Here is an 11,285-nt window from a genome sequence, read left to right as displayed (position 1 = left end):
TTAATACGGCGTAGTATGCAGTGAAAAGTCACTGCCTACGTTGTAAATATTTAGCTTTACCACCAAATTTACGTTTTATTAACGCTGAGGTTTTTATGTCGTCACTTTCTCAATTCGTACGCCTGTCGAACGAAAAAGTTACCTTAATATTCGACTGTCAGGGTCGTATGCCAAAAGTCATTTACTATGGTGCGCCATTGAGTGACAGCACAACGCCTGAAATGCTTAGCGTTTTAAACACACGCCAAGAAGCTAAATGTGCGCCAGTAATCGAGCCACCCATTACCTTAGTGCCTACCCATGGTGAAGGTTGGACAGGACAGCCAGGTCTTGAAGTTTCAGGTGATGCTGACCAGTGGTCAGCATGCTTTAGCTTGGTGGACATAAACCAAAGCGCGCGATCGGTGTCTTTCATCGCTGAAGACACCCACCGCGGAATGCGTCTAATCACTACCGTTGAACTAGACGCTGAAACGAGTATTGCTAAATATGTATCTCGTTTAGAAAACACCGGCAGCAGTGCACTAAACCTAAACTATCTAAACGCAGCAAGTCTTCCGCTTCCCTCAACGGTTAGTAAAATTAAAACCTTTGAAGGTCGTTGGTCTGCAGAGTTTCAAACCAAAGATCACGACTTATTCTTTGGAAGTTATGTACGTGAAAACCGTCGTGGCAAAACCTCTCACGACACTTTCCCTGGCCTGATTGCATTCCCTCAAAGTACGGGTGAACTTAACGGTGAGTGCTATGGTTATCACCTTGGCGCTTCAGCAAATCATAAGCTTCGCGCCGAACTCATGGCCGACGGTAGAAGCTATGTTCAATTTGGTGAGTTATTGTTCCCGGGTGAAGTGGTACTTAACGCTGGAGAAAGCTATACATCACCAGTGCTTTATACCGGCTATGGCTGTGAAGGTTTTTCTTCCCTGTCGCGGCAGTTCCACAATTTTATTCGTAGCAATGTGCTAAACCATAGCGCAGAGTCTAAGCCTCGCCCAGTGCACTACAACACGTGGGAAGGAATTTACTTCGATCACAACGAAGACGAGCTTAAAGCCTTAGCTGACAAGGTAGCGCCGCTAGGTATTGAACGCTTTGTATTAGACGACGGCTGGTTTAAAGGGCGCAGAAACGACAAAGCTGGGCTTGGTGACTGGTTTGTGGATGAAGCTATTTACCCTGAAGGGCTAGATGGTTTAATTGACCATGTGACTGGGCTCGGCATGGAATTCGGCATTTGGTTTGAACCGGAAATGGTGAACCCAGATAGTGATTTGTATCGCGCGCACCCTGAGTGGGCACTACAAACTAAGAACAACCCCCATGTGCCTTTTAGAAACCAATACGTGCTAGATTTAACCAACCCAGAAGTGGTTGAGTACCTGTATAAAGTGATTACTGATGTACTAAAAGCCTATCCAAAAATAAGCTACATCAAATGGGACATGAACCGCGACGTAAACCATCCGGGCAACCTACAAGGCAAACCGGCAATGCACGGCCAAATGGCAGCGCTTTACAGCTTGATTGACCGCGTAAAAGCGGCGAAGCCAGGCATTGAAATAGAAAGCTGTTGTTCAGGCGGCGGACGTGTAGATTTAGGCATATTGCCACACACAGATCGCTTCTGGACGTCAGACTCTAACGATGCACTAGACCGCTTATATATTCAGCGCGGCTGCTCTTATTTCTTCCCCTCTGAAGTCATGGGCGCCCACGTAGGACCGCGTGACTGCCATATTACGGGTCGTAACTTACCTATCGAGATTCGTTCAGCAGTAGCTTTGTTTGGTCATATGGGTATAGAAATGGACCCACGTGAACTTACGGAACACGAGCAAAAAGTACTAACCGACGCCATTTCACTTTATAAGAAATATCGTCACATTACCCACGGCGGCGACCTATTCCGCATGGATGATGACGGCATGAATGTGAAGTTTGGTTATGTGTCGAAAGACAAGCAGGAAGGTATTTTTGCCTATAACAGTGTTACAGAAACCGTACGTACCACGCCGAACCGTTTCTACTTCGCAGGGCTTGATGCTAACAAGCAATATACCCTTGAGCGTGTATGGCCTGAAAAGCTAAAAGAGTACACCCCATCAATTTTGCAACAAACAGAAGGGCAAGTATTCTCAGGTGAAGTGTTAATGAAATACGGTATGCAGCTGCCAGTACTCTTCCCGCAAACAGCCTTGATTTATACCGTTAAAGCGATTTAGCGCATTAACGCATAGATTAAAAGATGCGAAAAAACGAGCTTTGCGGTGCTACACCGCAGCTCGTTTTTTTATTGCCTTATTAATTTTTTTGAGGATCTTAGAAAACCGTTCGTCGTGCTCACCCTCTAACAAATTAACCATACGTTGCGCTTCATCTATTCTATCGGCATTTAAGTAAAGTTCAGCTAAACGCAGCTGCGCCCACTTAGTTGACGGCAGGCTTTCAGTATCTATGTTGGTAGTGGCATAGTCTTCTAAATATCCTTCTAGTGCATTAATGCCGACATTCGTATATTCGCCGCTTTCAACAGCAACCTGCCCTAAACGATATTTTCCATAGAGTAAATTACTCTTGGTTTTCTGATAAGCCTCCCATGCTTCGCTTCCTTTTTTTTCCACTTCGGCTAGCTCAACATCTACGAGGGGGGTCAAGATTTCATACGATGAGGCATACTGCTTATCGCCCAGATAGAAGCTGCCTAACTCAACTCGCCCTCGAATTCGCGTAGTTTCATCTTCAATTAGCTTGGCGAATAAAGCTTTGGCCTCTGCTTCTTTTCCGTCTTCTAGATACACTCGAGCGAGCGCAAATTGGCCTTCTTTAATATCTAGCTCAGAAATCTTTTGTGTGAGCTTTACTGCTTCATCAATATCACCACCAGCAATAGACGGCGCCATTAAATGAAATTGCATTAATGCTTGGTAAACCGCGATATTGTCAGGCGCAATCTCAACCGCTTTTTCTAGGCTTTTCTTCGCTTTTTTGGCATAGCTCAGCGCGGAAAAAATACTGCTCGATGCTTGCGCTCCCATCACGCTTGCATGCATGTGGTAGGCTTTAAAATCATTACTGTACACATGTATAAAATCCTCAGCGGCCTCTTCAGCTTCATCTAAATCTGTATTCATTAGCGCTGAAATGAGCATATTGTAATGTTTCGGAGTCTTATTTTTTAACGGCTTAAGCGTTTCAATAACTTTTGAAAATTCATCACGTTCAAAACTTTGTTTTAACGCTTCATCCTGCGCGGTCGTGTTTTCAATTGCAGCACGCTCACTTTCATTGGCGTAAGCATTGAGGGAGGATACAGGGGTTAAAAACGTCACCGCACACAACACTGTTGCAGCAAGGTTACTTATCTTCATTTCAAGTCCTTATGTATTTAAAAAGGTAACAGCACTGGTCAAGCAACGCCAAAAGGAAATGCTAAAAATCTACGTTAAAGCAGTAACATGTGAATTTCTAAGCAAATATGTAACAAGAAATAAAAAAGGGCGCATAGCGCCCCTTAAAATCATTATTTGCCTTGCATTTCTAGGCCTAATGCCCATCGGTCATCAAAGCCTTTCCACGGTTCAGGTTTCTTGCCATCAACCGGCTCTTGTGCGCTAGAGCCTTCAACATTCAGAAGTTCACAAGCATCGGACATCGATTTCACGTGACAGTTCATAAGTGCCAATGCAAAGTGCTCATTGATAGCGTTCAGCTTTTGCACTTCCCACGCAGGTTCTATATAGCTTCCCAAATCAAACTCGCTGCCATAGGCTTCTTTCGGTGCCGGATGAGGGGCTACATTATGGCGGGCGTTTTTGATGGTAAGTAGTTTAGAGCCTTCACTACCCGTATTTTCGAATAGCCACTTAATGCCCTCGTAACCAGATATATCGTCGTTATCACCCGCTACATAAAGAACCGGCACCTTAATATTATTTAGTGATTCAACATCAAATAACTGATGTTGCCCGCCCCATGGTGCCAGCGCAAGCGCTGCTTTCCATGCTGGAAGCACATCTTTACCACTGTCGTTACCACCTGCGCAGGTGTTTAGCGCGTCTTTGATAAGCGCTGCCACTTTAGGATCTTGTGTACCGGTGAAGGTCGCTGCCGCTTGGTCATTAAAAGCATAACAGCCGCCTACTGTGCTTACCGCTCCATAGCCTCCCATTGAGTAGCCGATAACCCCTGCCTTACTTGCATCAACGCTGTCTCTAAAAAACTCATGTTCGCTGATGCTGTTCAAGGTTAGAACTTGGTCTCGAGAGCGATTTAACAATGTGCTAGGAAAACCAGAATACGGGTTTTCTGCAAAATTCACGTCTTTGTTTGTGGAGTCTGTATGGTCGATGGCCGCAACTACATAGCCGTGAGACGCAAGGTGTTCACCTAAATAGTACATAAGTGTGCGATAGCCAGTATAGCCGTGAGAAATAACAATCACAGGGTAACTAGATTCTGCTTTAGCAATAGGCGCATCGCGGCTTGCATCAGCTTCAATTTCAAACACCTGACCGCTTCGCGTTTCATTCACATACGTTGCCGTTTTTGCAGCACTTGAAGCCGGATACCAAACCTCTAGCGTCAATTTGCGCTCTACATCATTTCCAGCAATATCTTTCACTTTTTCTGGGTAGGTCGCTTCAATGGTTTTTACGCCAACGACGTAAGCGCCTTTCTCGCTTAGCGATGGCATAACATCCGCTGGAAAAGGCTTATAAAGGTTCTGAGCTGCAGAAACCGGTGTAGGTAACAAAGTAGTACTAAACGCGAGTGCAGCAGCGCCGCAGAGCAGGGTTAACGTTTTCATAATTTGGCTAATTTTCTTGTTATTGACAGGCAAATTTATAATACCGCCTCACGAATTCCTTACAAGTAAACCTCCATTATTATTGCTGATTAAACGAAATAAGAAGCAGTAATAAAACAGCCAATATAAGGGCTCAGCAACAACGACAAAAGCTATACAGTTTACGTTAAAGGGTATAGGGAATAGGTTATGGACTATTTAGAAAGATCCACATAGCCCTGTAAGAAAGGCACTGAGAAAGAGGTTAAACGTGCTACCCAGCGTTTACTTTTTCGACAGAAAAGTATCCCATCGTTCATCAAATAAGGGCCTAAGGCGATGAGAATAACCATCGGCGCTGAAATTAGCATTTTTCAAAATTTCACTTTTTTCAGGATTGGCAAAAATACGCGCTAGCGCTTGATTCAAACTCGTTGTTACCTCTTGCCCTAGCGCTGTCTTTGAACATAGCAAGCGCTTTGTCCCTCTCAACTCTTCCGACAGTTCACTTACTTGATACACATGGAAGGTGTCGAGTTCTTCTTTTGATAATGCAGCTATTTCACGGGGACCGACATAACCAAAATCAATTCGGCCGGTTTTAAGCAATGCGATGGTATGCATGCCCAGGTCTCTACCTAGACTGTGCACTCTTAATACATTGGATTTTGTTGCCCACTGTTCGACGGTTCGTGCATAAGCGTTACTTACGTCTTTGTAGAGCACTGTTTTTAAGTTCTGATTGAGTACAGCTTGCAAAGAAACTGACTCAAACAAGCCTTTCACACTTTGTGACAAGCCGACATTTTCTTCATCATCGATTAAAGGTGGGAGCGCTTTTCTTGACACAACAAGTAAAGGCAAATTGATAGAGGTAGGTTCAGAATAATACCCCCATTTCGTTCTCTCTTCTTGGTATGACGCGCCGTAAAAACAATAGACCTTTTGAGACGACTTTTCATGTTGAATTAACGACCAGGCACGCTTAACTGGGTAGGCTTCAAATTGGTGGCTATAACTTTCAAGATAACTAGAAAGATGAAGCATGAGATCATACACCGGGCCAGATGTAATAGTAATACCAGGCCCTTCAACACCAAGTTCAGGTGGACGCATCCAAATAATGGTAGGCTTCTTCTCATCACAACCTTCAACGTCGCACTCAACATTATTTTGAGCTATTGAAGCGCTGATGTTAATACTGAAAAATGCAAAAACGAATAATCTTGCTAATACCGACACGTTATAAGACTACCCTTGGATGTGAAATTTAATGACGTTTATCCATCACCTGTCTAAATGCGGCGCTGTGGATATAACTAGAATGTGATCTTACATTAGTCGGATACAAAATTATTGGTTTCAGTCTCATAATTCGCTGAATTTAGCTCAAAAAAAAAGCCGCTAAGGAGCGGCTTTCTAGAGAATTTTTCAACATTCTACATTTTGTTCGTTCTTAGAACGGAATGTCGTCGTCGAAATCAAAATCAGGTTCAGCCATTGGCGGATTTTTAGGCTGAGACGGATTTCCACCTTGAGGGGCTTGATTATAGCCGCCACCTTGGTTTTGATTATAACCACCTTGTTGACCACCGCCTTGCTGTGGCGCTTGGTTATAGCCGCCCTGCGCTGGTGCTTGGTTATAGCCACCTTGATTGTTTTGAGGACGCTGGTAACCACCGTTACCGCCACCACCTTCACCGCCGCGACCGCCAAGCATTTGCATTTGGTCTACGATAATTTCAGTGGTGTACTTGTCTTGACCTTGCTGATCTTGCCACTTACGCGTTTGCAATTTACCTTCTACGTAAATTTGCGAGCCCTTTTTCAGGTACTCTCCGGCAATTTCGGCCAAGCGACGATACATAGTAAGGCGGTGCCACTCAGTGCGCTCTTGAACCTGACCCTGTTGGTCTTTCCAGCTTTCGCTAGTTGCTAGGCTTAAGTTCGCAACGGCGTTTCCGTTAGGCATGTATCTAACTTCAGGATCATTGCCAAGGTTTCCAACAAGAATAACCTTATTAACGCCTTTCGTTGCCATTGATGTCTCCTGTAACGTTTTTAGTGGCTTGCTGCATGAATCTTCTTATTCAGACATCAGCAAGCGCGAAAGTTCATCGATAATTAGCCCGCTAGTATATCGTATTTTGCAGGGGAAAATTATAGTTTTTCGACCCACTTTTTCGCTACTAACAGCAATGTCCCCTAGAATTTAACAAAATTCCTTATTGAGGTCCTCTGAACTTTCGCGTTGTTTTTAGCAAATCACGGTAAGACATTTATGTTAAAAACGCCCTTACTGCTAGCTACCACCACGTGATATAGAATGCAGCGGTGAGCAACACCACAGCAATTGACGCTACGTTAAATCCACTAGTGGTCTTAAACTGTACGTCATTCACGTCTACCGCATTTTCACTAATGCCTTTTTTCTCAAGAAGAGACACGACTACAGCTAGGCCTACACAAAGCAAGAATACAATACCGACTCGGTCGATAAATGGCAGCTCTGGCAAAAACTGTCTAAATAAAATGCTTAGAACAAAAGAGCCAAGTGCAGCAAGCAGCCCTCCGTTTGCGGTGGTTCTTTTCCAAAACATCCCTAATACGAAGAGAGCGCATATACCTGGCGTAAAGAAACCCGTGAACTCCTGAATGTACTGGAACGCTTGATCGAAGTTACCTAATAAGGGTTTGGCAACAACCATTGCGATAATTAATGCAACAAAACTCACGATACGGCCTACTTTGACATAGTGTTGCTGCGATTCATTCGGGCGCTTATCTTTATAGAGATCCATGGTGAAAATCGTGGATACACTGTTTGTCATAGACGCTAGTGATGACACAATTGCCGCTACTAAGGCTGCGAAAATGATACCTTTAAGCCCGACTGGCATAAGGGTCATTAAACTTGGATAAGCTTGGTCCGGCTTAGCTAAGTCAGGCACGATAAGTACCGCAGCTATTCCAGGCAGCACGACAATTAGCGGCATAAGTAGCTTTAGAAAAGCAGCAAATGCGATACCCTTCTGTGCTTCCTGAACACTTTTCGCAGCCAACGTCCGCTGAATAATGTACTGATTAAAGCCCCAATACGACAGGTTCATTATCCACATACCACCTACTAACACTGAAATGCCCGGCAAATCCATATAGTGTGGATTGTCTTTCGACAATATCATATCGAACTTTTCAGGCAGTTTATTCGTCAAGTCAATAAAGCCTTGAATCGCACCGTTACCATCACTGATAAGGTTAAGCGCAGTGTAAGAGAGAAATAATCCACCAAGAACAAGTAACACAACTTGAATAATGTCTGTCAGTGCCACCGCTTTCAAGCCGCCGTAAAGAGAATAAGTAAGCGAGAAAAGGCCAAGGAACATCATGCCGTAAATCATATCCACACCTGCGATGGTGTTAATTGCCAACGCACCAAGCCAAAGCACAGCCGTGAGATTTACGAAAACATAAACACCCAGCCAGAAGATAGCCATAACTTTACGTACGCGATGGTCGTAACGCTGCTCTAAAAACTGTGGCATGGTGTAAATTTTATGTTTCAAGAAAATAGGCAAGAAGAACTTACCTACGATAAGCAGCGTAACTGCAGCCATCCACTCGTAGGACGCAATTGCGAGCCCTAGTTGATAGCCGGAACCAGACATACCAATTATTTGCTCGGCTGATATATTGGCAGCAATAAGGGATGCGCCTATCGCCCACCACGGTAGGCTTGAGCCTGCTAAAAAGTAATCGTTGGTGTCTTTTTGGTGACCCTGCTTTTCACGAGATACCCACCACGCAATTCCAATAAGCGCGACGACGTATATCACAAATAAAGTGATATCTAATGATGCTAATTTCATAGTTTTTCCCAAAGTTTTTATTTTGGGTGCGGCGAATTTTTGTATGCAGGGTACACAGGTGAAAAATTGTTTTTATTATTTTATTTGGTTTTGCCACACCAGTGTCACGTCAATTTAAAAGACGCGTTAACAACCCACTAATTGCATAATCAACGCTCTAAGAACGTTCATATAGGCTGCTAGCGTTTGCGGCTCTATTAGTATCACACTTTGTTTACTTTTTTTAATAGGAAATGTGCGTTTTATGTAAAAAAAAGCCGCAACGTATAGATGCGGCCTAAGGGACACCAACAATTCTAACGAATAGGATTGTTTGGAAAAGGGAGAGTTTTGCGTTAAAAAACAGTAAACATTTCGAGATATTTAGCCTACGCAAATGCACCTTGTGTTGCGGTACACACGTAGATATCTGCATGGTAACCAGTTTCGTCAAAGTACTTATCTGCGACCACTTGTTTTACTGCATCGACTTTATCAGTGGGAGCTAGTGCAACTACGCAGCCGCCGAAACCGCCGCCAGTCATGCGAACACCGCCTGTTTTACCGAGTACTTCATCGATGATCTCAACTAAATAATCAATCGGGCGAACGGTAATTTCAAAATCGTCACGCATAGACACGTGAGACTGTGCCATGGCAGTGCTGACTGTTTCAATATCCCCAGATTTTAAGGCGTGGCTCGCGGTAAGTGTTCGCGCATTTTCAGTGATAATGTGCTTTGCACGACGATAAACCACTTCTGGCATATGGGCTTTCGCTTCTTCGAGCATCTCCATTGTTGCTTCACGCAATGATGTTACGCCAAGCAAAGAAGCCCCCTGCTCGCACTGTTGGCGGCGCAAGTTATACTCACTGTCCACCAAGCCACGTTTTACATTCGAATTAATGATAACGATTTGGTGCGATTCAGGTAGCGGGGAGTGTTCGATAGCCAGTGACTGACAATCAAGCAGCATCGCCATACCTTCATTACCCATGGCTGATATTAACTGGTCCATTATTCCGCATGAACAACCCACGAAAGTATTTTCAGCTTTTTGACCGAGAAGCGCAGCCTGCACACCGTCTAGCGGTAGTTCATATAAGGCGCTAAGCGCCTTTAAAATAGCCACTTCAAACGACGCCGATGAACTTAAACCCGCCCCTTGCGGTACGTTACCCGTTACCAGTAAATTGGCACCAGCAAAGTCTGGCATGGCCTCTTTTAATACTTTAACTACACCGCGAACGTAGTTTGCCCAACCTTGCTCTTCGTCGTAGTTAATATCTGACAATGAGAACTGGTTTTGCTGGTTTTCATAGTCCATCGCAGTAACCAAGATGTCATTATCTTCGCGCTTGGTTGCCGCAACCCAAGTACCAAAGTTAATTGCAGCTGGAAACACAAAACCTTCATTGTAATCGGTGTGTTCTCCAATTAGATTAACTCGACCAGGCGCATGCGCGATAAGTGCCGGTGCATGACCGTATTGCGCTTCAAACTTACTTGAAAGTACTTGGTTATCCATTTGCATTCTCACGTTTTTTATAATGCACTGTGGGAAGTGCTTTTAATCTGTCTGCTGCTTGTTCTGGCGTTAAATCTCTCTGCGCTTCGGCCATCATTTCATAACCAACCATAAATTTTCTCACACTGGCTGAGCGTAACAATGGAGGGAAGAAATGTGCATGTAGCGTCCACTCTGGGTGGCCTTCATTATCAAATGGCGCGCTGTGCCATCCCATAGAATATGGAAAAGACGTTTCAAATAGATTGTCGTATTTCGCCGTTATCTCACCAATAATTTTGGCAAGTGAAAGGGACTGGGAATCTGAAAGCTTATGCAAAGATTGAACATCAAAACGCGGCAATAAAAGAGTTTCAAATGGCCATGCTGCCCAATACGGAACTACCACAACCCAATCATCGTTTTGGCATACTACGCGCTCCTGCTTTGCTACTTCTTGCTCTGCATAGTCAAGAAGCATAGGCGTTCCATTATCACCAAAGTATTGTTTTAACTGCACTACTTTCTTCGCTGGGTCAGTAGGCACGTGTTGCTGTGCCCATACCTGACCATGAGGATGTGGGTTCGAACACCCCATCATCGAACCTTTGTTTTCAAAAACCTGCACCCAGCGATAGGTTTTGCCGAGTTCTTCGGTTTGCGCTTTCCACGTGTTTACTACGTCTACACGCTCATCGTCAGTGAGTTCAGGTAAGGTTTTACTGTGATCAGGTGAAAAACAAATGACGCGACTACAGCCTTGTTCGGTTTCAAACTGAAATAGGCCGCTTTTTTCACTTGCTTGTTCAGTGTCTTGCTTAAGGGCAGCAAAATCGTTTTGAAAAACAAATGTCCCTTTATAATCAGGATTAACTTCACCATTTACTCGCGTATTGGTCGGACACAAATAGCATGACGCATCATAAGATGGCTTTTGCTCATTGTTAGGCTCTTCTGAAGCACCCTGCCAAGGACGCTTCGCTCGGTGAGGCGACACTAACACCCACTCCCCCAACAACGGATTGTAACGGCGATGTGGATCATTTGTAGGGTCGAAAGGAGTTCCCATAATCACTCTCTCTGAATTGGCCAGCTACGCAATAGCGCGTAAAGCTCAAAGGGTTAAACGTTTACCCTTTC

General features: G+C 44.3%; 8 protein-coding genes. 1 reads left to right on the top strand and 7 read right to left on the bottom strand.

Features of this window, described 5'->3' with window-relative positions; all coding sequences use genetic code 11:
* Positions 1-95: 95 nt before the first annotated feature.
* Positions 96-2,225, top strand: a complete 2,130-nt coding sequence (locus C6Y39_RS03485) for an alpha-galactosidase (protein WP_105929933.1) — start codon at positions 96-98, stop codon at positions 2,223-2,225.
* 48 nt (positions 2,226-2,273) lie between these two features.
* Here C6Y39_RS03485 and C6Y39_RS03480 read toward each other — a convergent pair whose 3' ends face one another.
* The 7 genes from C6Y39_RS03480 to C6Y39_RS03450 form a co-directional block, all read right to left on the bottom strand.
* The gene (locus tag C6Y39_RS03480) at positions 2,274-3,371 is read right to left on the bottom strand and encodes a tetratricopeptide repeat protein (RefSeq protein WP_105929932.1); all 1,098 of its coding nucleotides are present in this window, start codon (positions 3,369-3,371) and stop codon (positions 2,274-2,276) included.
* A gap of 152 nt (positions 3,372-3,523) precedes the next feature.
* Positions 3,524-4,810 (bottom strand): alpha/beta hydrolase family protein, encoded by a 1,287-nt coding sequence (locus C6Y39_RS03475; protein WP_240618799.1) that lies wholly within the window; start codon positions 4,808-4,810, stop codon positions 3,524-3,526.
* 264 nt (positions 4,811-5,074) lie between these two features.
* A complete protein-coding gene (locus C6Y39_RS03470; RefSeq protein ID WP_240618798.1) occupies positions 5,075-6,031 on the bottom strand; it encodes a hypothetical protein in 957 nt (318 codons plus the stop codon).
* A gap of 214 nt (positions 6,032-6,245) precedes the next feature.
* On the bottom strand, positions 6,246-6,830 hold the full coding sequence (locus tag C6Y39_RS03465) for a single-stranded DNA-binding protein (protein WP_105929930.1): 585 nt from the start codon (positions 6,828-6,830) through the stop codon (positions 6,246-6,248).
* A 265-nt stretch (positions 6,831-7,095) separates the two neighbouring features.
* Entirely contained in the window at positions 7,096-8,658 is a 1,563-nt protein-coding gene (locus tag C6Y39_RS03460) for a sodium/sugar symporter (protein WP_105929929.1), read from the bottom strand.
* 368 nt (positions 8,659-9,026) lie between these two features.
* Entirely contained in the window at positions 9,027-10,166 is a 1,140-nt protein-coding gene (gene galK / locus C6Y39_RS03455; protein WP_105930017.1) for a galactokinase, read from the bottom strand.
* Positions 10,159-11,214, bottom strand: coding sequence for a UDP-glucose--hexose-1-phosphate uridylyltransferase (locus C6Y39_RS03450; protein WP_105929928.1), 1,056 nt, complete (start codon positions 11,212-11,214; stop codon positions 10,159-10,161). Before C6Y39_RS03450 ends, galK begins: the two co-directional genes overlap by 8 nt.
* Between the last annotated feature and the right edge of the window lie 71 nt (positions 11,215-11,285).

Source organism: Alteromonas gracilis (assembly GCF_002993325.1).
In the GTDB taxonomy this organism is placed as follows: domain Bacteria; phylum Pseudomonadota; class Gammaproteobacteria; order Enterobacterales; family Alteromonadaceae; genus Alteromonas; species Alteromonas gracilis.
Note: the sequence above shows the minus strand (reverse complement) of the source record. Positions and strands in the feature narration are given on the sequence as shown.

What these genes read in the sequence shown, in the direction of transcription:
- C6Y39_RS03450 (WP_105929928.1), bottom strand. Translation starts at nt 11,214, where the DNA reads ATGGGAACTCCTTTCGACCCTACAAATGATCCACATCGCCGTTACAAT.
- C6Y39_RS03475 (WP_240618799.1), bottom strand. Translation starts at nt 4,810, where the DNA reads ATGAAAACGTTAACCCTGCTCTGCGGCGCTGCTGCACTCGCGTTTAGT.
- galK (WP_105930017.1), bottom strand. Translation starts at nt 10,166, where the DNA reads ATGGATAACCAAGTACTTTCAAGTAAGTTTGAAGCGCAATACGGTCAT.
- C6Y39_RS03480 (WP_105929932.1), bottom strand. Translation starts at nt 3,371, where the DNA reads ATGAAGATAAGTAACCTTGCTGCAACAGTGTTGTGTGCGGTGACGTTT.
- C6Y39_RS03485 (WP_105929933.1), top strand. Translation starts at nt 96, where the DNA reads ATGTCGTCACTTTCTCAATTCGTACGCCTGTCGAACGAAAAAGTTACC.
- C6Y39_RS03465 (WP_105929930.1), bottom strand. Translation starts at nt 6,830, where the DNA reads ATGGCAACGAAAGGCGTTAATAAGGTTATTCTTGTTGGAAACCTTGGC.
- C6Y39_RS03460 (WP_105929929.1), bottom strand. Translation starts at nt 8,658, where the DNA reads ATGAAATTAGCATCATTAGATATCACTTTATTTGTGATATACGTCGTC.